Raw genomic sequence first — 23,586 nt, 5'->3', positions numbered from 1 at the left:
TGAGGAGAAAATAATGAAATATTTTGGTACAGATGGTGTTAGAGGAATTGCAAATAAAGAACTAAGTCCTGAGTTAGCATTTAGATTGGGACGTTTAGGTGGGTATGTTCTATCAGAGCATGCACAACTTGAAAATAACGATAGACCACAAGTGCTTGTTGCGCGTGATACACGAATCTCTGGTCAAATGCTTGAACAAGCTTTGATTTCAGGGTTATTATCAGTTGGGATTGAAGTACTCTCATTAGGCGTTATTTCAACACCTGGTGTAGCGTACCTTGTACGTGCCCAAAATGCAGTTGCTGGAATTATGATTTCAGCTTCACATAATCCCGTTCAAGATAACGGCATTAAATTTTTTGGTGCGGATGGTTATAAACTATCTGATGAACAAGAAGAAGAAATTGAAGTTTTATTAGAAAAAGATTCTGATGATTTGCCAAGACCAGAAGGTGAAGGCCTTGGAGTATTAGCAGATTATCCAGAAGGTGTACTGAAATATACACAATTTTTGGAACAAACAATTCCTGATGATTTAGAAGGAATTCATGTTGGAATTGATTCAGCTAATGGCGCAACAAGTGGACTTGTTTCACGTTTGTTTGCTGATTTAAATGCTGAATTTGAAACAATGGCAACTTCGCCTGATGGATTAAATATTAATGATGGCGTTGGTTCAACACATCCAGAAGGATTAGCTAAATTTGTAGTTGAAAATAAGCTTGAAGCCGGGATTGCTTTTGATGGCGATGGTGATAGATGTATTGCTGTTGATGAATTAGGTAATATTATTGATGGCGATAAAATTATGTACATTTGTGGATTATACATGAATGAACGTGGTCGCTTGAAAAAAGAAACAGTTGTGACAACTGTTATGAGTAATATTGGACTATACAAAGCACTTGAAGCAGCTGATTTAACATCAGTTAAAACACAAGTTGGTGATCGTTATGTTGTTGAAAAAATGCGTGCTGACGGTTACAACATTGGTGGCGAACAATCTGGACATATTGTATTCTTAGATTACAATACAACTGGTGATGGGATGCTAACTGCTATTCAATTGCTAAATGTTATGAAGAAAACAGGCAAGAAGTTATCTGAATTAGCTGCAGCTGTTCAGACTTATCCACAAGAACTTGTGAATGTTAGAGTGACAGATAAGCAAGCTGCATTAGATAATCAAAAAATTAAAGATAGTATTGCAGAAGTTGAAGCAGAAATGGCCGGCGATGGCCGAGTTCTTGTGAGACCTAGTGGAACTGAAAATTTATTACGTGTTATGGCCGAAGCACCAACAGAAAAAGAAGTTAAAGCTTATGTTGATCGAATTGTGCAAACAGTTCAAACTGAAATGGGCGTTTAGAAATTAAGCGAAAGAGTCATTTGAATGAAAATTCAAATGACTCTTTTTTTATTTTAAAGTTGATTTAAAATATAGACCAATATATTAATTCTTGACAAAAAAATATCAGAAAGGTATATTAATAGATATTGATAAGGGTTACTTGTTTTTTAAACATCTATACCAATTTTAAAATAATAATAAAAAATACATTTAAAAAAAGGATGACATAAACTATGTGTGGAATTGTTGGCGTAACAGGAAAAACGAATACTGTTGAAATTTTAATTAATGGTTTGGAAAAATTAGAATACCGTGGTTATGATTCAGCCGGTATTTTTGTTGATAACAAAACGGGTGAAGATTACCTTGTTAAAGAGGCTGGACGTATTTCGAATTTGAAGTCGGCCATTGATGATAAGGTTCATGGAACTGCTGGAATTGGACATACGCGTTGGGCAACACATGGCGTACCAAGTAAATTTAATGCCCATCCTCATGTTTCTGAAGATGGCCGCTTTTACCTTGTACATAATGGCGTTATCACTAATTTTTCTGAGTTAAAAGAACAATATTTAAAAGACGTAAATTTTGTTAGTGAAACAGATACTGAGGTTGTTGTTCAATTAATTGGATATTTTGCAAATAAAGAAAATTTAACTGCTAAACAAGCATTCAAAAAAGTTTTATCATTACTTGAAGGTTCTTCATATGCTTTCTTGATGATGGATCGTGAAGAACCAGAAACATTGTTTGTGGCTAAGAATAAGAGTCCTTTATTAATTGGTGTTGGGGATGGCTTTAATGTTGTCTGCAGTGATGCCATGGCAATGTTGAAAGAAACACATGACTTCATTGAACTCATGGATGGTGAAATGGTTATTGTTAAACCTGACTCTATTGAAATTGAAAATAAAGCTGGTGAAGCCGTATCACGTGATTCATATCATGTTGAAATGGATGATAGCGATTCAGAAAAAGGCGCATATCCATTCTACATGCTAAAAGAAATCGATGAACAACCAGCTGTTATGCGACGTTTATTGAGTGAGTATGTTGAAAATGAAGAAACTGTTAAAATTGATGATAGTATTTTAAACGCAATGAAAGCTGCTGATCGCATCTATATTGTTGCTGCAGGGACAAGTTACCATGCCGGATTAGTTGGAAAAGAATTATTTGAAGGTTTAGCTAATGTACCAACAGAAGTACATGTTGCTTCAGAATTTGGTTATCATATGCCATTACTTTCAGAAAAACCATTCTTTATTTTCTTATCACAAAGTGGTGAAACAGCTGATAGCCGTCAGGTTCTTGTAAAAGTTAACGAAATGATGTACCCAAGTTTAACAATTACAAATTCAGCAAATTCTACACTTTCTCGTGAGGCAACATATACGTTATTATTACATGCTGGTCCTGAAATAGCAGTTGCCTCAACTAAGGCATATACAGCTCAAATTGCCGTTGAAGCACTTTTAGCAAAAGCGTTAGGAACAGTTACAAAACAAACAAAAGCTCTTAATTTTGATGTTTATCATGAATTAACAATGGTTGCAAATGCTATGCAAGCTATGGTTGATGATAAAGACTCAATTAATGACTTAGCGAAAGAATTCTTAAGTGAAACGCGTAACGCTTTCTATATTGGTCGTGGTATTGATTACGATGTTTCAATTGAAGCTGCACTTAAATTAAAAGAAGTCTCTTATGTTCAAACGGAAGGTTTTGCATCTGGTGAATTAAAACATGGAACTATTGCCTTGATTGAAGAAGGCACACCAGTTGTAGCTATTATTACTGATAAACCGACTGCAAGTCATACACGAGGCAATGTTCAAGAAGTCTTGGCTCGTGGAGCAAATACAATTATCATCTCAACAGAGACATTAGCAAACGAGGGTGATCAAATTGTATTACCAGATGTTTCTGACTTATTAACACCGTTAGTAAGTATTGTGCCTGCACAATTATTGGCTTACTATACAAGCCTAAACCGTGGCTATGATGTTGATAAACCTCGTAATTTAGCTAAGAGTGTTACTGTCGAATAAGATAGATTGAAGAAATGATATTACCTGTTTAAGGGTAGTATCATTTTTTTGTTTATTATTTGGTATAGACCTATTGCTTTTTTTAAAATGATATTGTATTATTGGACTATACCAATTAGAGGAATAAATAATTGAAAAGAGGACAATCAAATGAAATTAATTATTGTTAAAGACCAAAACGAGGGTGGCCAAAAAGGCTACGAAATTTTTAAAGCTGCTAAAGAAGCAAATGCTAAAGTCTTTGGACTTGCTACAGGAAGCACACCATTAACAACCTATGCCGCAATTACAGCCAGTGACTTAGATTTTACGGATTCAACATCAGTTAACTTAGATGAATATGTTGGTTTAGGTGAAAAAGATTCACAAAGTTACCGTTACTTTATGAATGAAAATTTATTTAGTAAAAAACCATTTAAGACATCTTACTTACCTAATGGTCTTGAAAGTGATTCAGAAAAAGAAACAAAACGTTATGACAAAATTATTGAAGATAATCCAATTGATTTACAAATTTTGGGTATTGGTAAAAATGGTCATATTGGATTCAATGAACCTGGAACAGCTGAAGATAGCTTGACACATAAAGTTCATTTAACGGAGTCAACGATCAAATCAAATGCACGTTTCTTTGATAACGAAAATGATGTTCCTGAATATGCTTATTCAATGGGTATTGGATCAATCATGAAGTCGCACAAGATTTTACTTGAAGCTTTTGGTGAAAGTAAGGCAGAAGCTATTAAGGGAATGATTGAAGGCCCTATAACAGAAGACCTACCTGCAAGTTTCTTACAAAATCATGATGATGTAGTTGTCATTGTTGATGAAGCAGCTGCAAGTTTATTAAAAAATAAATAAAATTATCATCCATATGTAGAACTAATTCATTTAAAGCGTTAAAATAAATGGATTGGTTCTATTTGTGTTTTGTGCTTGCTTGACGGCTGATAGTAAGTCTAGTAACATGATGACAATTGTAAGAAAATACGTTTTTAGGAAGTTGAAAAAATGGTCGATTATAAAATTAGAGTAAAAAATGTCACAAAAGAATATGACTTATTTAAAACAAAATCTGAACATATCAAATCATTCTTTTCTTTTAAAAGTACGACGGTACCTCATTTTTGGTCTCTTAAAGGAATCTCGATGGATGTTATGAGTGGAGAAACACTTGGTTTAATTGGCGTTAACGGCTCAGGTAAATCAACGTTATCCAATATTATTTCGGGGATTATTCCACAAACAACCGGTATTGTAGATGTTCGCGGAGAAACTTCTATTATTGCTATCGGCGCTGGATTGAGAGGCCAACTAACCGGATTAGAAAATATTCGATTAAAAGGTTTAATGCAGGGTCTAACTAACCAACAAATTGATGATATTTTAGATGAAATTATTAATTTTGCTGATTTAGGTGATTTTGTTTATCAACCCGTTAAAAGCTATTCTAGTGGGATGAAATCTCGTTTAGGCTTTGCTATTGCCGTGCATATTGATCCTGATATTTTGATTATTGATGAGGCATTGTCAGTTGGCGATGATACTTTTTATCAAAAATGTGTTGATAAAATTAACGAATTTAAAGAACAAGGAAAAACAATTATTTTTGTTAGTCATTCATTAAAACAAATTGAAATGCTATGCGATCGTGTCGCATGGATCCAATATGGTGATTTAAAACAAGTTGGTCCTACTAAAGAAGTTGTCACTAAATATAAAGCTTATATTGATTGGTTTAAAAAATTATCAAAAAAAGAAAAAACAGCGTACCAAAAGAAACAAAAAGAGGCTCAAAAAGCGTTTAGTATCGATGACTATCTTATTAACCAAGTAGACAAAGAAAGTGCTGATGAAGCAAATTTAGGCGTTTCAAAGCAAGTTATTACCGAAAAGGTAAAAAAGGATTTCTATGGCTCTGTTTTAAATGAAAAAATGTCTAAACCAAGTAAGGTGCTAACAGCTGTGATTTTAGTCGCTGTGGTATTCTTTAGTTTAGTAAATATATCAGGGCATTCAATAAGTCATATTATTGAGAACCCAACAAGTATTGTTCATCCAGATAATACGAAATAATAGGAAAGTGTTGGCGTAGATCATTCGACAGCACTTTTTTAATACAAACTATTGACAACGCTTACATTTGATGTTATCTTAAGTTTGTAAGGTATATGAATTACCTTTATCAATTCTCTTTCTCTCTTATGCTAGCCACTATTGCGATGTAGTGGCTTTTTTTGTGCTTGTTGTACTTATTGTCAAATGTGTTTATACTTAATTAAGAGAATAGATGTAGAAAGTTGGGTTCAATATGAAAAGTCATGAAGTTTTATCATTAATTGAAGAAATTACTAGAAAAGATGGTTCTAAATATTTTGAATTATCGAACATGGTACAAAATGGGAGAGCAGAACTTGCAGTTCAAAGAGATTTATTGAAAGAAGTCCGTATTCTACAGTTAAATATTCCCAGATCATCACACGTTATTAATTATGAAAAATATATTAATCAAAATTTTGAAATGCCACTAGAAGCATTTACTGAATATCAAGAGTGGCATAAAACAGAAGAAGCTCAAAATGATTTGAATGCGATATTAAAAGACAATCATATTGAGTAAATATTACCAAAAATATCTTTACAAAATAGGTTAACCTATGGTATAAAATAGTATAGACAGAAATGAATTATAAAGATTGCTCAGTAGTTCAGCGGTAGAACGCTTGACTGTTAATCAAGATGTCGTAGGTTCGATCCCTACCTGAGCAGTATTCATAGAGGATGATCGACTTACTGCCGGTTATCTTTTTTTATTTATGAACTTAATTTTTTGAGTCCATTATAAGAAATTAATGATTAACTTGAATTATTTCTGAATACAGTTTAAAATTAAGAGATTGTAAGAAAGGGGGATTGCGAAATGTCATCAAACAACCATACAGGTGTCGGTAACGATCGTCGTCCAGTTAATACTCCAAACAAAAAGAACCGTCGTCGTAAACAACAAGAACTTGCTACTTTCTTAAAAGAAAGCAAAGCTAACGACGCAGCAGTTGCAGCAAAAAAAGCATAATTTAGTTAAATAAATGATGGCCACCGTTGATTAGAACGGTGGTTTTTTTGCATACTTTAGAATGAGTATTTTTTATTTAAATATATTTTTAGTGCCTTTTAGCTTACAATAAAAGAATCAATAAACTGACTAATGGAGTGATTTAAATTGGCTAAGAATTTTTATGCAGTATATAAAGGACGTAAAACGGGTATTTTCACAAAATGGCCTGATGTGGCAAAGTTGGTTAATGGATACGATGGGGCACGATACAAAGGATTTGAAACGCGAGATGAAGCCCAAAATTGGATGGATGATGGGGCACCTAGACCAACAGCGACAGGTAGTAAAAAAAGTGCGACAGCAGTTCATCAATCCGTAACTTTAACTTCAGATTCAATTCAAGTCTGGACTGATGGTGGTTCGAGAAATCATGGTAATAAATTAGGCGGTCACGTCCTAGCAGAAGATACTGCGGCATGGGCTTTTTATATTAAAACACCGGGTGAGACCTTTTCTGGTACAGATGGTGAAAAAGGTAAAACTAATAATCATATGGAAATTATGGCATTTCTTCAAGCTATGAAAAAATTAATTGATTTAGGATTACGAGAAGAACACGTCGTATTTATATTAGATTCGAAGTATGTCTTGAATGCAATTCAAAAAAATTGGTTAGTAGGTTGGCAACGTCGAAATTGGAAAAAAGCGGATGGTCAAACAGTACTTAATGTCGAACTTTGGCAACAAGTTGCTGAATTAATACCAGCTTTCACTAATGTTGATTTTGAATGGACAAAGGGTCATGCAGATAATGAAGGTAATAATAAAGTTGATGAATTATTAAATGAAACAATGGATAAAATGTAAGATAGGTGAAGTGGATTTCTACTAATGTAGAGAGCCACTTTTTTTATTTAAATGAATTCAAATTAAGATGAATAAAAAAGATTAGGCAGTAAATTAAAACGTTTACTGAAAGCGGTTGCTAAAATTCTAACGTGGTGTTATTATATTCATGAAGATAGATATAGGGGGATGATTGACAATGGAAGCTGAAGAATTAGAACCAGGGCAATCCGAAGCGCTACAGGAATTTATTTCCAATCTAGATATTTTGAACGCTTTGGCAGATGAAAAAAGACAACGATTAATTATTTTGCTAGGTTCTAAGTCACGGCAAGAGTTAACGGTTTCTGAGCTGGTTGACCGCATGGCGTTATCACAACCGGCAGTTTCACATCATTTGAAAGTTTTAAAAAATGTGGGACTTATTGATTATAAACAAACAGGATTAAAACGTTTTTACTTTTTAACACCTGAAAAAACATTAAACCGTTTGGAACATTTAATTAAAATGATTCGTGAAGGCGAAAAATCGAAGGAGGAATAGATTATGACTCAAAAAGCATATATGATTGGTACAGGTGTTGGTAACTTAGCAGCAGGTATCTATTTAATTCGTGATGGTGGCTGGCATGGTGACCAAATTACGATGTTTGGTTTAGAAAAACATGGTGCTAATGATGGCGCTGCAGTTAAAGATTATGTGACTGAATATGGTAACCAAGGTTTGAGTAATCAAAAAGGATTCCTAGCTAAAGGTGGTCGTATGTTGAATGAAGAAACATATGAAAACTTATGGGATGTTCTTCGAGAAGTGCCATCATTGGATAATCCTGGAAAGACAGTTACAGATGAAATTTTAGATTTTGATCATGCACATCCAACGCATGATATTGCACGCTTAATTGATAAAATGGATGGTATTAGAAATAAAGGCGGTAAGAATGATTATCGTCATATGCAATTTAATACACGAGATCGCGTTTTACTAACAAAATTAATGACGATGCCTGAATCAAAGGAATCAGAGATTAATGATATCAGTATTGAAAAATGGTTTGAAAATAGTCCACACATGTTTACAACTAATTTCTGGTATATGTGGCAAACAACTTTTGCCTTCAAAAAGGAAAGTTCAGCAATGGAATTACGTCGTTATATGAACCGAATGATTCTTGAATTCAGTCGTATTAACACATTGGAAGGTGTTACAAGAACACCATATAACCAATATGAAAGTATTATTTTACCAATGCGTAAATATCTTACAGACCGTGGTGTAACCTTTGTGGATAACCGTAAGATAACTGAATTTAAATTTAAAGATACAGCTTTACGTGACGATATTGTTGTCACTGGTCTTGAATATGAAGAAGTCGATAATGATAATAAAGTCGGCGAAATCATTATTAATGATGGCGATTTAGTATTTGATACGAATGGTTCAATTACAGATAGTTCATCAATGGGCGATATTGATACACCGATTGTGGAAAATATGGACTATGCACCTAGTGCTAAATTATGGAAACAAGCTACTGAACATTTCTATAACTTAGGTAAACCAGATAAATTCTTTAATGATCGTCAACAAAGTGAATGGATGAGTTTTACAGTCACAACTGATAATCATTTAGCAGTAAATGAAATTGCACGGATTACACAACAAGAACCTGGTAATGCATTGAATACCTGGGTTGATAGTAATAATTTATTATCAATCGTGGTTCATCATCAACCTCATTTCCATGCTCAAAAAGAAAATGAGACTGTATTCTGGGGTTACTGTTTATATCCTCGTCGCAAGGGTGATTTTGTTCAAAAACCATTTATCGAGATGACTGGTCGCGAAATGTTAGAAGAATTATTAGGCCATTTGGCTCAAACAGATACAGCTACGAATAATATTAGCCAACGTACAGATGAAATTATGGATAGTGTTGTTAATGTTATACCTGTTTATATGCCATATGCGAGTGCCTTATTTAACCGTCGCGCAATTGGTGATCGTCCTGACGTTGTACCTGAACATTCAAAGAATTTGGCCTTTATTAGTCAATTTGCAGAAATGCCATTTGATATGGTCTTTACAGAACAGTATTCGTTCCGTTGTGCACAAATTGCTGTGTATAAGTTCTTAGGAATTTCAGATACGCAATTAACACCATTACATCATTATGAAAAAATGCCAAAAGTTTTGGCAAAAGCAACGAAAACAATGTTTAGATAAGTTGAAATAACGATTTATAAGAATTTTTATAAATCGTTATTTTTTTGATGTATAATTAAGATTCATTCTAATTCGGAGAAGGTGTCTTAATGATCAAAATAAATACAGTAGCTGATCAGATACAATTATCAGGTATTCGTCGATTTGATGAATGGGTCTCCAAAATAGACGGTATCGATAAGTTAACGTTAGGTGAACCTAATTTCATCACACCTCAACATATTATGGACGCTACAAAAACAGCGCTTGATAACGGACAAACACATTATGAAGCCTCAGCTGGTAATCCAGAATTACGACAGGCAACTGCTGATTATTATAATGAAAAGTTTGAATTGGCTTATGACGCAAAGAATGTTTTAGTGACCGTTGGGGCAACTGAGGCAATTGCTACAGCATTAAAGACGGTAACAACACCAGGAGATTACATTTTAGTACCAGTTCCTTGTTATCCAGCTTACTTGCCATTAATGCAGTTACAAGGCGTTAAACCTATTTTTATGGATACACGTACGACGAACTTTAGGGTAACGGCAGAGCTTATTGAAAAGACATTGCAGGAAAATAAGAATAAAGCTATCGTTGGATTTATATTTAATTATCCAACTAACCCTACCGGTGTTTCTTATGGTAAAATTGAGTTATCTTCTATTAAAGATGTTTTGAAAAAACATGACATTTGGGTGATGAGCGATGAAATTTACTGCGAGTTAACCTATGAACAACCGCATATTTCCATGGCTAATTTGTATCCTGAAGGGACAATTTTAATAATGGGATTGTCTAAATCACATGCAATGACCGGTTGGCGGATTGGGTTTGTATTAGCTGAAGAACGATTAATTAATGCTATGAAAAAGGTCCACCAATATCACGTAACGACCGCGGCAACTTTATCACAAGTAGCTGCACTTGAAGCTGTTAAAAATGGGAAGCAAGATAGTGTACCAATGAGAGATGCTTATCATATTCGTCGTGATAGATTGGTAACAGCCTTAGAAAAATTAGGTTATAATTTAATTAAACCAGATGGCGCCTTTTATTTATTCGTTGAAATACCTAAAAAACTAAAATTAACGTCAGTTGAATTTTGTCAGCAACTTGCTCTGAAAGAAAAGGTAGCTGTTGTTCCAGGTAGTGCATTCACAGAATTTGGTGAGGGCTACTTTAGAATAAGTTTTGCTGCAAGTGATGAACAGTTAGCAAAACTCATCATCGCCTTGGAAAATAGTAAGCATTAAATTCAATTTATTAATCTAATTATGGTACGTTTGTATGAGTAAAAGGAGTGATTAAAATGGATGGAAATGTTGACTGGACAATTGCTGAGCTTAAAAAAATTGAAACAGAAGAAAACCAATTATTGATTGAAGCTACAATTGCGCTATTAAAAGATCAGTCAGTTGAAATTGAGAGCTTGCATGGCTCAATGGAAGGGCAGCTTTGGAGCCCAAGTAACTGGCGTAAGTAAAATCATCAATAATGGCAACAAAACAAGTGAGGAGTGACGATATGAATAATAGATTAGAAAAGTTGGACTTTGACATAACACCGGTAACTTTTAAACGCGTTTTAGTTGCCATAGATGAGGATGATTCTGAATCATCAATTTTAGCTTTTAATTATGCGGTAGCGTTAGCTAAGTTACAACAAATTCCTTTAGGGATTGTTTCAATATTAGAGACAGGTGATATGAATATTTTTGATTCTATGTCACCAGTTGTTATCAAAGAAAATAAAAAATTACTTGAAGAAAGTATCGAACGCTATGTAGATAAGGCGCATGATTTTGGCGTTAAAAATGTACAAGCAATTGTTTCTGCTGGTAGACCAGGTTCTGAAATTGTTGAGAAGGTTATTCCAGATTTTAAACCGGATATTCTAATTTGCGGTTCAAAAACGAATACGCCAAGTAATTCAAAGAAATTATTTATTGGCTCTCAAGCTAGTTATATGGCTCAAAATGCACAATGTTCCGTTAGTGTCATCAGATAATATTTTAAAAATATGAATGTTAAAAGAGCGAAAAACTCATTTTACAGTTTTTTGCTCTTTTTTAATAAAAAAATAACATAATTGTTCGTATATATGATAAGATTAACCATAGTAAATTAAAATATAGTGAGGATGGTTAAATTGAAATATTATAAAGCGTACCGAATTAGTCTTGGGTGGCAAATTTTAATTGGATTAATTTTAGGAATTATTATTGGTGCTATTGGGTATCAAAATAAACTCATTATTAACTCACTTCAACCGCTGGGAACCATCTTTATTAATATGATCAAAATGATTGTCTTACCGATTGTTGTTTCATGTCTAGTGGTCGGAATCGCCAATATGGGAGATATCCACAAATTAGGTAGAATCGGTGGAAAAACATTAATTTACTTTGAAATTATGACAACAATTGCGATTGCATTAGGATTAATTGTTGGTAACTTAACTAAACCCGGACAATTTATAGATATTACAGCTTTAAATAAAGTCGATATTAGTCAATATGTTACAACTGAAAACTCAACCTCTACTGGGTTGAGTACGATTTTAATGCATATTGTGCCAACTAATATTTTTGAGGCACTTGTTAAAGGTGATATGCTGCCTATTATCTTCTTTTCCGTTTTATTTGGACTCGGGACAGCAACGCTAGGTGAGAAGGGAAAACCGATTATTGATTTCTTCTCAGCTGTATCTGAAGTTATGTTCAAAGTGACAAACTGGGTAATGAAATTGGCACCTATCGGTGTTTTTGCATTAATTGGTGTCACAATAGCACAATTAGGCGTTTCTGCTTTAAAACCATTAGGGTTCTTTATTATTGTGACCTATATAACGATGATATTTTTTGTTATTGTAGTAATGGGTCTTGTTGCTAAATTATTTAAAATTAATTTAATCGTCTTGTTAAAGGTAATCAAGGATGAAATGATTCTTGCTTTTTCAACGGCTAGTTCTGAAGCAGCACTGCCTAAAATTATGGAAAAAATGGAAAATTTTGGTGTTAAAAAGGGAATTGTTTCTTTTGTTGTTCCAACAGGATATACATTTAATCTAGATGGATCAGCAATTTATCAGTCAATAGCTGCTCTGTTTTTGGCACAGGCATACCATATTAATTTATCAATTGGACAACAAGTTACATTATTGATTGTGTTAATGATTACGTCTAAAGGGATGGCTGGAGTACCTGGTGCATCATTTGTCGTCCTATTAGCGACAATCTCAACTATTGGTGTTCCTGCTTCGGGGTTGGCTTTTATCGCTGGAGTTGATAGAATCATAGATATGGGTCGTACAACCGTCAATGTTGTTGGTAATTCATTAGCAGCTGTTATTATCGCACAATCAGAAAATGAATTTGATCGTGAAAAGAATCAAAAGTATTTAGAAAAATTGAACATTAAGTAACCTTAAAAAGGGGGCTTTCGGAAAAAAATGACGAAAGAAATTAAATTAAAATGGTTGTTAATAGGTTCAGTGATTAGTAGCGCAGGTTCAAGTTTCGTCTGGCCGTTAACAACAATTTACATGCATAACTATTTAGGTAAAAGTTTAACATTTTCTGGAATTGTACTATTAATAAACTCAGTTGCGACTATTATTGGTAATTATGCTGGTGGTTATTTATTTGATAAATGGCGGCCTTATTATGCGACATTGGTAGGAATCGTAATTGCATGGTTGGCCGTATTAGGCTTAGTTTTCATGCATGGCTGGCCAGCATACCCAATTTTGCTAGTTATTTTGGGTCTTGGTAACGGGATTGTGGCAACAATTTTAAATTCATTTGCGGCCACAATTAGAAGAAAAGATAGTCGATATGTTTTTAATCTCTTTTATTTAGCTTTAAATTTAGGGATTGTTATTGGGACATTATTAGTTGGATACGTGATTGAAGTTAGTGTCACAATGGTCTTTGTATCAGCATTAATTTTATATTCAATATTTTTGATTACTGCTATTTTAGCGTATAGAGTTGATCCAATACGAAAAAAAGTGAAACCAACAAAATCAGAACAATCAGCTGGTGTTAATCCCAAAGTTTGGATTATCGGCGCAATGTGGTTAACATTCCTGGTTATTTGGTTGAGTTACGAGCAATGGCAAAGTAATTTATCAATTTATATGGATAAGTTAGATATTCCATTGAGTCAATATAGTTTATTATGGACGATTAATGCAGGACTCATTGTTTTTGGACAACCACTAGTGACGCTTGTAACGAGAACAATTGCTAAGTCATTATTTAGACAAATTATTATGGGTGTTGGCTTATTTGCGTTATCATTTACAACACTTATTTTTGCGAAAGACTTTTCTCATTTTGTCTTTTCAATGGTCTTGTTGACGTTAGGTGAAATGGTCGCATTCCCAGCCATTCCGGCATGGATTAATGAACTGGCCGAGCCAGGTCAAGAAGGTAAGGCACAAGGAACGATTAATATTGCCGCATCTATTGGTAAAGCGTTAGGACCATTAGTTGGTGGAATCGTAATTGAACGATTGTCATACAACGGTTTGTTCGTTGGTTCGACATTATTAATCTTACTTGCCTTGGCAGTTGTTGTTATTGCAACTAAGAAAGCGAATATAAAATCGTAAAAAAATACCACAACTTTTATAAGGTTGTGGTATTTTTTATTCTAAATCATTAAAATAGGCTAATAAATCAGTCGTAGATAGGTTGGCACGTTTTTCACCTGATAAATCAGATTGAATCTGACCATCATTTAAGACAATTGTTCGATTACCATATGATAATGCGTCCTCTAAGTGATGCGTAATCATTAGACAAGATAATTGTTCTTGTTCAACAATTTCGGCGGTTAATTTTAATAATTCTTGGCTTGTTTTGGGGTCGAGGGCGGCCGTATGTTCATCTAGTAGCAGTAAGTCAGGTTGAATCAAAGTTGCCATTAAAAAACTTAATGTTTGACGTTGACCACCAGACAAGTTTCCAGCAGGTGTATTTAAATGTTCTGATAAACCATTTGGCATCTTTGCGGTTAATTCACGAAATTGCGTCATTTTTTGTTTTAAATGACGAGGTTTAAACCGACGGCGACTGCCTCGATTTAAGGCTAATAATAGATTTTCAGCGACTGTCATTCTAGGTGCTGTGCCCATTTTAGGATCTTGAAAAACACGACTAATATAATTTGTCCGTTTAATATCATTTTCATTCGTAATATTTTTATTGCGTAACATAATTTTGCCACTCGTTGGTTTAATATTACCAGCAATTGTATTGAAAAGGGTCGATTTACCAGCGCCATTAGTACCAATTACAGTTATAAAATCGCCTTTATTGATGGTGAGGTTTAAATTTTTTAAGATTTGTTGCTCCTCAGAAGTACCGGTATTAACGGTAGTGACGATATTGGAAAGTGAAAAAATGGGTTCAGTCATTTTGAATGGCCTCCTTCAAACAAAGTATTTAGTCTTAGCGCTTTTCGGAGAGTTGGTAACATTAAACAGAATGCTAAAATAATAGCAGAAATTAATTTTAAATCGTTTGCGTTAAAGCCTAATGTTAATACAATTAAAATAACAAATCGGTAGAAAATACTACCAATGACAACGGCAACCAAACGTGCTGTTAATGATAAGTTACCAAAAACAACTTCACCGATAATAATTGCAGCAAGCCCAATGACAATCGTTCCGATACCCATACTGATATCAGCATAGCCATTATTTTGCGCGATTAGCCCACCGGCAAGTCCGATGAAGCCATTTGAAACCATTAGTCCTAAAATCTTCATACGATCGGTTTGGATACCAAGTGAGCGGGCCATTTTTTCATTATCACCGGTTGCGATGAACGCTTGGCCTAATTCGGTATTTAAAAAGAAAGCGAGTAAGCCAATACTAATGATAACCAGAATGAGCCCTAATACAACGGAATCAAAAGATGCAGGAAGATTAGTTAGAAAGTGAGCAGAAAAAATTGTATTTTGTCCAAGTAAACTGATATTTGCTTTTGTTAAAATTCGTAGGTTAATTGAATATAAACTTGTCATGACAAGGATTCCAGCTAATAAAATCGGAATTTTACCTTTTGTATAAAGTAACCCGGTGGCTAGACCAGCTAGTGTCCCTGCTAGAAATGCAAAGAATGTGGCCAGAAGCGGGTTAACTCCGTGGATTAGACAAATCACAGTTACGCTGGCGCCCATTGGAAAAGTACCTTCGACAGTCATATCAGGAAAGTCTAAAATTCTAAATGAAAGATAAAGACCAAGACCTAAAACCCCCCATAGGAGTCCTTGTCCGATAGCAGATACAATAATTGTCATTTGATTAACTCTCCTTTATTTTTGGCTTGATCAATTAATGCTTGTGGAATTGTAATATTTAAGGCCTTTGCTGTTTTCAAATTAATAACAAGATCACCTTTTTTTACAAAATTAATTGGTGTTGTTGCAGGGACACTTTTTCCAGAAAGAACGGCAGCAGCCATTTTACCAGTGGCTACACCTAAATCATATTGGTTAATACTAATAGTTGCCAAGCCGCCATTTTTGACCATTGTATCTACTGCAGGGAAAATTGGAATTTTAGCTTGTGTCGCATTTTTAACGAGAGTCTGCATACTTGATGCTACTGTGTTATCCGTGGGGACATAAACGGCATCAACAGATGCTACGAGCGATTGTGACACTTGGTCAACATCATTTGTAGAGGTAATTGTTGCCGATTTAACTTCTAAGCCTGATTTGATTGCTGCAGATTTAAATTGTTGATACTGTTTTGTAGCTGAATCGTCACTTGATGTGTAAAGGACACCCACGGTTTTCATATTAGGTATTAGTTCCTTCATTAAAGCTAACTGTGCTTTAATAGGTGCTTGATCAGAAACACCGGTGATATTATTACCTGGTTTCTGATTGTTGCTAACTAAACCAGAACCTTTTGGATCAGTAACGGCACCTAAAATAATTGGTGTTTTTTTAGTTACATTAGCTAAAGATTGTGCAGAGGGTGTTGCGATACCAATCATGAGATTAACATTTTCATTATTAAACTTGTCACTCATTGATTTTAAATTACTTTGATCAGCTTCAGCATTTTGGAAATCAATATTCACAGACTTACCAGGTACGTAACCTTCTTTTTCTAATCCAGCAATAATTCCTTTATGAATCGCATCCAGTGCAGGATGTGTTGTTAATTGAAGAATACCAATTGTTGGTACTCCTTTAGCGTTTGAAAATGTTGTTGGTTGAAGTGTTGAGAAAAAAGCAATCACTAAGAATAAAAATAACGCAATAATGGTTCCAATTAATCGTTTCATTTTATAAGTACCCCTTTAATTTTTAATAAAAAAAGACAGTCCTCAGATTCGAGGGCCGTCTTGAAAGACAAAACCCCCGCATGAATATACTGATATCCATACAGGGGTTTTGATTTATAGAAACCAAACCGATATACAGATACAATCTGAATAGACAGATTATATCTGTAAAAAACAGACTACAATCTGAATAACCGGCTTTGCCAACGATTATTAAGTTTTACTTGTGAATAAGTCATAGGCTTGATTTCCTCTCTGAGTTAGTTGATAAATGTAGTATAGATAAATCTGATATTATTGTCAAATATTATTTAAAAGATTTTAAAAGTTATAAAGAGTATAATTTAGAAAACAACAAAATTGATTCGACATTCATAGTGCGGTATGATATTTTTATTGGGAATAGCGCACTATGAATTCATAATATGAGGTGAAAAACTATGAAAAAATCGTTAAAGATTGGTATTAGTATCGGAAGTATTTTAGTTTTGGGAATTCTTGGTGGAGCAAGTTTCAATCAAAGTATGCATTTTAATAAAGGCATCACAATTAATGATACAGATGTCAGTGGATTAAGTGTTGATAAAGTTATTAGTAAGTTAAAAAATGAAACGTCAAAAAATGTTATTTATGTAGGTAAAACAAAAATAGTCGATGCAAAAGATACAACAACTGGTTTTACTGATGAAGATAAGCCAGCGATTAAAGCATTGTTGAAGAAGCAACGTACCATTCTTCCTTCAAATGTTAAGAAAAATTATGCGATTGTTCCACAAAAGTTGAATACAACAGTTAAGGATCAATTAAAAGCACAATTAAAAACCCAACTAACAAAGTTAAATAAAACAAGAACAGTGGCTGTTGATGCAAGTCCCATTTTAAAAAATGGAAAAGTATCAGTAACACCTGGGAAAAAAGGGAATCAATATAATGTTAAGCAAATTTTAGCTGCCTATGATAAGGCTGGCTATAGTAGCATTACGAAGTTGAAGGATACTGAACTCCAACCTTTATCTGCTGACAGTAAAACAGTTAAAGCTGATACTGAAAAATTGGATACACTAGCTGCTAGACAGACTGTTTATACCGTTCAATCAACGAAGTATACGTTGAAGGGTGCAGATATTCTTAAGCAAGCAACTGTTGAAGATGGTAAATATGTTGTTGATACGAGTGGTATTTCTGCAAAAGTAGATGAAATTAATAAGAAACAAGCAACATTGAATAAAAAGTATAATTTTAAAACGGCTACAGGAAGTACTGTTCCAGTTAGTGGACAATCATATGGTTGGGCCCTTGGAATGAATGACTCAGTGACACATGTTTTGACAGCGTTAGAAGATGGTACTGCAGCTATTGACGCAACCAATGATAAATATGGTGTTGGCTATAATACTTATGGAACTGGTTACACAACGACTGCAAATGATGGACTTGGAGATACGTATGCTGAAGTGTCAATTGCGCAGCAGAAAGTTTGGATCCATAAAAATGGCAAGGTTGTTTTAACAACTGATGTTGCAACTGGTAAACATAGTACTGGTGAAGATACAACTAAGGGTGTTTGGTATATTATGTACAAACAAACGCCATCAATACTTAAAGGTAGTGAAGTTGGTAAAGCTAATTATTCTGTCAAAGTTAGTTACTGGGCTCAATTCACAAATAGTGGAATTGGTTTCCATGACGCTAGTTGGAGAACAAATTGGTCTAAAACAGCTTATCTTAAAGATGGTTCTGGTGGTTGTGTTAATACAAAACCAGCCGCAATGGCAACTTTATTTGCGAACGTTTCACAAAACGAACCTGTTGTTGTTTATTAATTTAAGGCTTAATCAGTTCTTAAACTGGTTAAGCTTTTTTTAATGATTTATTATTAATAACTTCATAGATAAGTCATAAAGCCAAGGTAGTATGAACCTATACCAGAAAGGAAGTTTAACAAAATGAAAATAGATAAAAACAAAGATAATAAATTAATAAGTGATAATATCGTTTCTGCACAAGTCATTGCGTTGAACAATCATATTATTACTGTAAAAACTGAAAATTCAGAAATTATAAAAATTAAACAACCAAATAGTACAAAAAATGACAAGATATTTCTAGAGACAATGAAAGATATTTTACGGTCGGGATTGTGGATTCCTGTGAATCGAGTCATGCAAATTATAATGCGTTATGACTGGTTTGATACGCCATTTGAAGAATATAGTTATGTATAGAAATCATGTATAATAACGTTAGAGGTGGCAGGGATGACGATTAAATTAATTGCAGTAGATTTAGATGGTACATTTTTAAGGGATGATAAATCATACGATAAAGAAAGATTTTCGCATCAATTTGAAAGGATGCAACAACAGGGAATACATTTTGTGGTAGCAAGTGGGAATCCAACCTTAGCCATTGAACAATATTTTAAAGAAATTAAAGATAAAATTGGTTACGTTGCTGAAAATGGAGCAGTCATTCAAGATGCAAAAGAGTTATTGAAAGAATACATTTTTGAAAATAGTCTCTATCAAGAAACGATTCAGTATTTGAAGGAAACATTCACTGAAATAGGACTATTAGCGGTTAATAATCAAGGAGGTTTCTATGATAAACGGGAATCTGATACATTTATTCAAGATGTAAATGATTATTATCCGAAAGTAACCGGAGTCGATAATTTGGTATCACTTAATCAAGGAATTTCTATGCTGACGGGTCATTTTCCCGTGTCGTTATATGAAAGAATATCATTACAATTAAATACTGAAATGAATAATAAACTTCAAGCAAAAGCGTCTGGATTTGGTTATATTGATATTAATTTAGTGAACGCGACAAAGAAAAACGGCATAAATTTACTACAAAATCGTTGGCAAATCTTGGATGAAGAAGTTGCGACATTTGGGGATAATGATAATGATCAAGAAATGTTGGCGTTCACGCCGAATAGTTTTTCTATGGCTAGCGGATCAAAGTTAGCTAAAAAAACAGCAAAACACATCATTGGGTTGAATCAAAATGATAGTGTTTTGGATAGCATTGATGATATTTTAAATCATAAATTGTAAAGAAACGTTCTTTTCCAAGGGGCGTTTCTTTTTAGTTCTTTGTATCCGTTTACTTATGCAGTATAATAGAGTTATTAAAGCATAATCGGAGGAATGTAATTTTGACAGTCAAGATAATTGCAGTGGATTTAGATGGTACATTTTTAAGAGATAATAAAACGTTTGATGAAGTTAGATTTAGTCACCAATTAGTTGAACTAAAAAATAAAGGGATTCATTTCGTGGTAGCAAGTGGAAATCAAGTTATGAAAATTAAAGATATTTTTAAACGTATCTCTGGTGAAATAGGTTACGTTTCAGATAACGGTGCGGTTATTTATGATGGCAACACCCATATCAGATCATTTAATATTGATCCAGCCGTATTTGAAAAAACAGTTTTATATATCCAAAAGGTATCGCCAAATTATGGAATCTTAGCATCAACAGATGAGAGTGGGTATATTGATGCAAGTGAGTCTGATAACTTTGTAGAAATGGCTAATACGTACTATCCAGACATTATTAAGGTCCCTAATTTAAGTAAGGTTGAAAAAACTATTTCTAAAGTTACGATTAATGGCCCCATTGACGAATATAAAACATTTGCGGTTAAATTAAAAGAAAATGTTGATGAATCATTAGTTGCAAAAGTTTCTGGTTTTGGATTTATTGATATCAATGTTAAAGAGGCAACAAAACAAAATGGGTTAAATGCTTTGCAAGAATTATGGGATGTAAAAGATGATGAAGTAGTAACCGTTGGAGATAATGATAATGATGCTGAGATGTTGGCATACACACCATTAAGTTTTGCAATGGAAAAGTCTTCAAATATGGCAGCTAAAATGGCAAATCATCGTATCGGTTCAAATCAAGATGATAGCGTCTTAGATTTAATTGATGACGTTTTAGCAGGTAAATATTAAAATATAATTTAGATAATGACGTAAAAATAAGTGATGATTATCACTTATTTTTTTACAAAAAAAACCACTTTCTTGTGAAAGTGGCAGATAATTAAATTTATTTAGAAACAACGCTAAAACGTTCTTGATGATGTGAATTAGATTCAATTTCATCAACCAATGCGATAGAGAAGTCGGCATAGCTAATTTCACTATTACCTTGTGAATTCATTGTTAAAACGTCACCGGCAATTTGATAGTGGCCTGTTTTTTCGCCACTAGGATTGAAAAATGCAGCTGGTGAAATATAGACCCAATCTACATTTGAAACGGTACGGAGTGTGACTAAAGCATCACGCATATTTTTGGCTGTTGCTTTAGCACCTTCAGGGAAGTCAGGTGTATCACCAAGTAACAGTGTTTTTTCAGAATCAACGAAAAGACTACTTGCGCCACCAACAATAACGAGCTTAACCTTAGTATCAGCTAAGATATCCGTTAAATGTTTTAATGATGTTTGATGAAGATTTTCTTGACCAAATGGAGCGTTAAAAGCATCTACAATAACATCAAATAATTCTAAATCAGCAGTTGTTAACTTGAAAAGATCTTTTTCTATAAAAGGAACATCTTCTGTTAATTTGCTTTTATTTCTAATAATAGCAGTAACATCTAAATGACGAGAAACTGCCTCTTTTAATGTAGATTGTCCTTGTTTACCAGTTGCACCAATAATTCCAATTTTCATTTTATAACTCCCTTTCTAAGTAACTGTCTTCACAATAGTTGAATGACATTTTTTTGTCAAAGAATAAGTCGTCAGGTTACATCTTTATTTTAACTGATAAATATGGTATGTTTATAGTTGTTATGGGGATGTTCAGGATTCGACAGGTATAGGTTGAGCTTGGATTGCGTTTCGAAGTTTGCGTCTTCGTTAAAACGCTCAGTTAAATTATAACTGCAAAAAATAATAGTAATACTTACGCTTTAGCTGCTTAATAGCGCTCTAACGTAGATCCTCCTAGTATCGTCCATGTGCTAGATCTGGGTCCTAAATTAAGTGGACTTACGTTAACTTCTTCCACCTGGAGAAGTTAAAAGAGACTAATCAGGTTAGTCAGACGTGTTAGCCCTGTTATACGGCGCTACGGTTGGCGAATTTTAAATAGTATAACTATGAACGTAGATGTTTGAGTGGCAATATGCTTGGACGCGGGTTCGACTCCCGCCATCTCCATTTTACAGTTTGAATAAGGTTGAAAAGCCTTATAAAATATCACTTTTGCATTTTAAAAGTTTGAATAAGATTGAATGAGTTTGAATGCAAATTAAGGTGTTTTTAAGGTGATTTTTGACAATCCTATTCAACATAACAGATGAAAAGATGACTTGATTCGACGAGTTATCTTTTTTATTTTGCCATAAAATTAGAGGTCTATTATGAAAAAATAAATTAATTTGTTAGAAATTACGGACACAAAAAATGACCATTTACAAAGGATTATTTTTGTAAGTAGTCGTTTTTTACGAACTTTATATTAAAATAAAGGTATAAACCAAGAAAGAATATAGTTAGTAACCATATCTAATATTGGAGATAGAGGTTAACTCTTTTAATTTTTTAGATTGATTGTCAGATAAAGGTTGTTCATCATTCCTGATGGCTTTAGAAAGATCTAAGTTCATGCGACTTAAAATGAATGGAACAGAAGAACGTTTTTGTTTTAGTTCTTCGAGATAAGCTTGTAACGTAATTTTAAGTGTATTATTACCATTATTTGTACTTAAATCAGTTAATAAATCGGTAATAATTTGTTCGGCCTGTTTTCCACGATCATCTCCGCCGGAAAACCATTTTAATTTATTCATAGACTAGAACTCCTTAATTTATTTGTATTAACTAATAATATATTAAAATATATAAATTAAAGAGAAATAGTTAACATAATAAATGATAAATATGGTCCCAGTTGATCATTAAAATATAAATTAACCTACCAGTTTATGCCTGCCATATTTGTTGGAAGTATATTTTATCTTTAAAAAGTGGAATTATTTTTAGTTGATTTAATGACTAATCTTTGTAATACTAAATTTATAAAAATTTAGGGGGTTCGTATGTCAAAAGGTAGAGTTGAAGCGTTCACAGATGCTGTAGTTGCTATTATTATGACAATCATGGTTTTAGAGTTAAAAGCACCAGAGGGAGACACATTTTCAGATTTAATACCGCTTCAAAGTACTTTTTTAGCTTACGTATTAAGTTTCTTTTTAATTGGTGTCACCTGGAATAATCATCATCACATGTTTCAATTGGCGGATAAAATCAATGGGCGGGTGTTGATTGTTAATACTGGATTTATGTTTGTAATGTCATTCATGCCATTTGCAACAAGCTGGGTTGGTGAACATTATAATAAATTTGCGCCTGCCTTTTTATATGGCCTTGTCTTTCTATTATTTAATATTATGTATGTAGTATTAACTAATGAATTACTTCGAGCAAATGGGCCTGAATCAAATTTAGCAAAAGCAATTAAAAATGACAATAAAACATGGGTGTCGTTATCTTTTTCACTTATTGGATTGATGTCAGTATTTATTAAACCAGAGTTGGTGTTAATTTTTTGTCTGATTGTACCATCAATTTGGTTTATACCTAATCGATTAATTGAAAATTTCTATAAAGACAAATGAAAAAAAGTTCCAACAAGAAATTTCTTGTGTAATAATCCCTTTATGGTTGTCAGATGAAATAATATAATTTCATCCGATAATCATGGAGGGATTTTTGTATGTCC

24 protein-coding genes, 1 tRNA gene and 1 other RNA gene are annotated in these 23,586 nt (G+C 33.5%); 21 read left to right on the top strand and 5 right to left on the bottom strand.

What is annotated here, in order from left to right; all coding sequences use genetic code 11:
- Positions 1-13: 13 nt before the first annotated feature.
- From glmM to AC1RPH_RS03745, 15 genes are all read left to right on the top strand, one after another.
- Positions 14-1,369, top strand: a complete 1,356-nt coding sequence (gene glmM, locus AC1RPH_RS03815; protein ID WP_409022243.1) for a phosphoglucosamine mutase — start codon at positions 14-16, stop codon at positions 1,367-1,369.
- A gap of 215 nt (positions 1,370-1,584) precedes the next feature.
- A complete protein-coding gene (glmS, locus tag AC1RPH_RS03810; protein WP_481761427.1) occupies positions 1,585-3,402 on the top strand; it encodes a glutamine--fructose-6-phosphate transaminase (isomerizing) in 1,818 nt (605 codons plus the stop codon).
- Positions 3,403-3,552: 150 nt separating this feature from the next.
- Entirely contained in the window at positions 3,553-4,263 is a 711-nt protein-coding gene (locus tag AC1RPH_RS03805) for a glucosamine-6-phosphate deaminase (RefSeq protein WP_481761426.1), read from the top strand.
- 150 nt (positions 4,264-4,413) lie between these two features.
- Entirely contained in the window at positions 4,414-5,478 is a 1,065-nt protein-coding gene (locus tag AC1RPH_RS03800; protein ID WP_481761425.1) for an ABC transporter ATP-binding protein, read from the top strand.
- A gap of 235 nt (positions 5,479-5,713) precedes the next feature.
- Positions 5,714-6,022: a hypothetical protein gene (locus AC1RPH_RS03795; protein ID WP_409022247.1), complete on the top strand. Its 309-nt coding sequence runs from the start codon at positions 5,714-5,716 to the stop codon at positions 6,020-6,022.
- Positions 6,023-6,099: 77 nt separating this feature from the next.
- Positions 6,100-6,171 (top strand) — tRNA-Asn (locus AC1RPH_RS03790).
- A 151-nt stretch (positions 6,172-6,322) separates the two neighbouring features.
- The gene (locus AC1RPH_RS03785) at positions 6,323-6,475 is read left to right on the top strand and encodes a hypothetical protein (RefSeq protein ID WP_409022248.1); all 153 of its coding nucleotides are present in this window, start codon (positions 6,323-6,325) and stop codon (positions 6,473-6,475) included.
- A 147-nt stretch (positions 6,476-6,622) separates the two neighbouring features.
- Entirely contained in the window at positions 6,623-7,324 is a 702-nt protein-coding gene (locus AC1RPH_RS03780) for a ribonuclease H family protein (RefSeq protein WP_481761424.1), read from the top strand.
- 178 nt (positions 7,325-7,502) lie between these two features.
- Complete coding sequence (locus AC1RPH_RS03775) at positions 7,503-7,847, top strand: ArsR/SmtB family transcription factor (RefSeq protein WP_409022250.1); 345 nt, start codon at positions 7,503-7,505, stop codon at positions 7,845-7,847.
- Between the two features lie 3 nt (positions 7,848-7,850).
- Positions 7,851-9,530 carry an oleate hydratase gene (locus tag AC1RPH_RS03770; protein WP_481761423.1) on the top strand — a complete coding sequence of 560 codons (1,680 nt, stop codon included), beginning with the start codon at positions 7,851-7,853 and terminating at the stop codon, positions 9,528-9,530.
- A gap of 89 nt (positions 9,531-9,619) precedes the next feature.
- Positions 9,620-10,771 (top strand): aminotransferase class I/II-fold pyridoxal phosphate-dependent enzyme, encoded by a 1,152-nt coding sequence (locus AC1RPH_RS03765; protein ID WP_481761422.1) that lies wholly within the window; start codon positions 9,620-9,622, stop codon positions 10,769-10,771.
- A gap of 56 nt (positions 10,772-10,827) precedes the next feature.
- Entirely contained in the window at positions 10,828-11,001 is a 174-nt protein-coding gene (locus tag AC1RPH_RS03760) for a hypothetical protein (RefSeq protein ID WP_409022253.1), read from the top strand.
- Between the two features lie 41 nt (positions 11,002-11,042).
- Complete coding sequence (locus tag AC1RPH_RS03755) at positions 11,043-11,525, top strand: universal stress protein (protein ID WP_481761421.1); 483 nt, start codon at positions 11,043-11,045, stop codon at positions 11,523-11,525.
- A 141-nt stretch (positions 11,526-11,666) separates the two neighbouring features.
- The gene (locus AC1RPH_RS03750; protein WP_481761420.1) at positions 11,667-12,941 is read left to right on the top strand and encodes a cation:dicarboxylate symporter family transporter; all 1,275 of its coding nucleotides are present in this window, start codon (positions 11,667-11,669) and stop codon (positions 12,939-12,941) included.
- Positions 12,942-12,968: 27 nt separating this feature from the next.
- Positions 12,969-14,135, top strand: a complete 1,167-nt coding sequence (locus tag AC1RPH_RS03745) for an MDR family MFS transporter (protein WP_481761419.1) — start codon at positions 12,969-12,971, stop codon at positions 14,133-14,135.
- A 36-nt stretch (positions 14,136-14,171) separates the two neighbouring features.
- On the opposite strand, the gene AC1RPH_RS03740 is transcribed toward AC1RPH_RS03745, so the two are convergent.
- From AC1RPH_RS03740 to trpX, 3 genes are read right to left on the bottom strand one after another with little or no spacing between them, the layout of a single operon-like run.
- On the bottom strand, positions 14,172-14,942 hold the full coding sequence (locus tag AC1RPH_RS03740; protein WP_481761418.1) for an ABC transporter ATP-binding protein: 771 nt from the start codon (positions 14,940-14,942) through the stop codon (positions 14,172-14,174).
- On the bottom strand, positions 14,939-15,832 hold the full coding sequence (locus AC1RPH_RS03735) for an ABC transporter permease (protein ID WP_481761417.1): 894 nt from the start codon (positions 15,830-15,832) through the stop codon (positions 14,939-14,941). The genes AC1RPH_RS03740 and AC1RPH_RS03735 overlap by 4 nt, the downstream gene beginning before the upstream one ends.
- On the bottom strand, positions 15,829-16,830 hold the full coding sequence (gene trpX, locus AC1RPH_RS03730; RefSeq protein WP_481761416.1) for a tryptophan ABC transporter substrate-binding protein: 1,002 nt from the start codon (positions 16,828-16,830) through the stop codon (positions 15,829-15,831). The genes AC1RPH_RS03735 and trpX overlap by 4 nt, the downstream gene beginning before the upstream one ends.
- 440 nt (positions 16,831-17,270) lie before the next feature.
- On the opposite strand from trpX, the gene AC1RPH_RS03725 reads away from it, so the two are divergent.
- The 4 genes from AC1RPH_RS03725 (at position 17,271) to AC1RPH_RS03710 (ending at position 20,803) form a co-directional block, all read left to right on the top strand.
- Positions 17,271-18,653 (top strand): L,D-transpeptidase family protein, encoded by a 1,383-nt coding sequence (locus AC1RPH_RS03725; RefSeq protein WP_481761415.1) that lies wholly within the window; start codon positions 17,271-17,273, stop codon positions 18,651-18,653.
- 123 nt (positions 18,654-18,776) lie between these two features.
- Positions 18,777-19,055 (top strand): hypothetical protein, encoded by a 279-nt coding sequence (locus AC1RPH_RS03720; protein WP_409022261.1) that lies wholly within the window; start codon positions 18,777-18,779, stop codon positions 19,053-19,055.
- A 33-nt stretch (positions 19,056-19,088) separates the two neighbouring features.
- Positions 19,089-19,895: a Cof-type HAD-IIB family hydrolase gene (locus AC1RPH_RS03715; protein WP_481761414.1), complete on the top strand. Its 807-nt coding sequence runs from the start codon at positions 19,089-19,091 to the stop codon at positions 19,893-19,895.
- A 101-nt stretch (positions 19,896-19,996) separates the two neighbouring features.
- Complete coding sequence (locus AC1RPH_RS03710) at positions 19,997-20,803, top strand: Cof-type HAD-IIB family hydrolase (protein ID WP_409022263.1); 807 nt, start codon at positions 19,997-19,999, stop codon at positions 20,801-20,803.
- A 97-nt stretch (positions 20,804-20,900) separates the two neighbouring features.
- Here the strand turns inward: AC1RPH_RS03710 and AC1RPH_RS03705 are convergent, their stop codons facing one another.
- Positions 20,901-21,530: an NAD(P)-dependent oxidoreductase gene (locus AC1RPH_RS03705; RefSeq protein WP_481761413.1), complete on the bottom strand. Its 630-nt coding sequence runs from the start codon at positions 21,528-21,530 to the stop codon at positions 20,901-20,903.
- Positions 21,531-21,654: 124 nt separating this feature from the next.
- On the opposite strand from AC1RPH_RS03705, the gene ssrA reads away from it, so the two are divergent.
- Positions 21,655-22,025: a transfer-messenger RNA gene (gene ssrA, locus AC1RPH_RS03700) on the top strand.
- A gap of 332 nt (positions 22,026-22,357) precedes the next feature.
- On the opposite strand, the gene AC1RPH_RS03695 is transcribed toward ssrA, so the two are convergent.
- Complete coding sequence (locus AC1RPH_RS03695; RefSeq protein ID WP_481761412.1) at positions 22,358-22,654, bottom strand: bacteriocin immunity protein; 297 nt, start codon at positions 22,652-22,654, stop codon at positions 22,358-22,360.
- A 249-nt stretch (positions 22,655-22,903) separates the two neighbouring features.
- On the opposite strand from AC1RPH_RS03695, the gene AC1RPH_RS03690 reads away from it, so the two are divergent.
- Positions 22,904-23,482: a TMEM175 family protein gene (locus AC1RPH_RS03690; protein WP_409022266.1), complete on the top strand. Its 579-nt coding sequence runs from the start codon at positions 22,904-22,906 to the stop codon at positions 23,480-23,482.
- Positions 23,483-23,586 lie beyond the last annotated feature (104 nt).

The sequence above is a fragment of the Dellaglioa sp. CoH-57-MRSF-16 genome (assembly GCF_056782055.1).
Note: the sequence above shows the minus strand (reverse complement) of the source record. Positions and strands in the feature narration are given on the sequence as shown.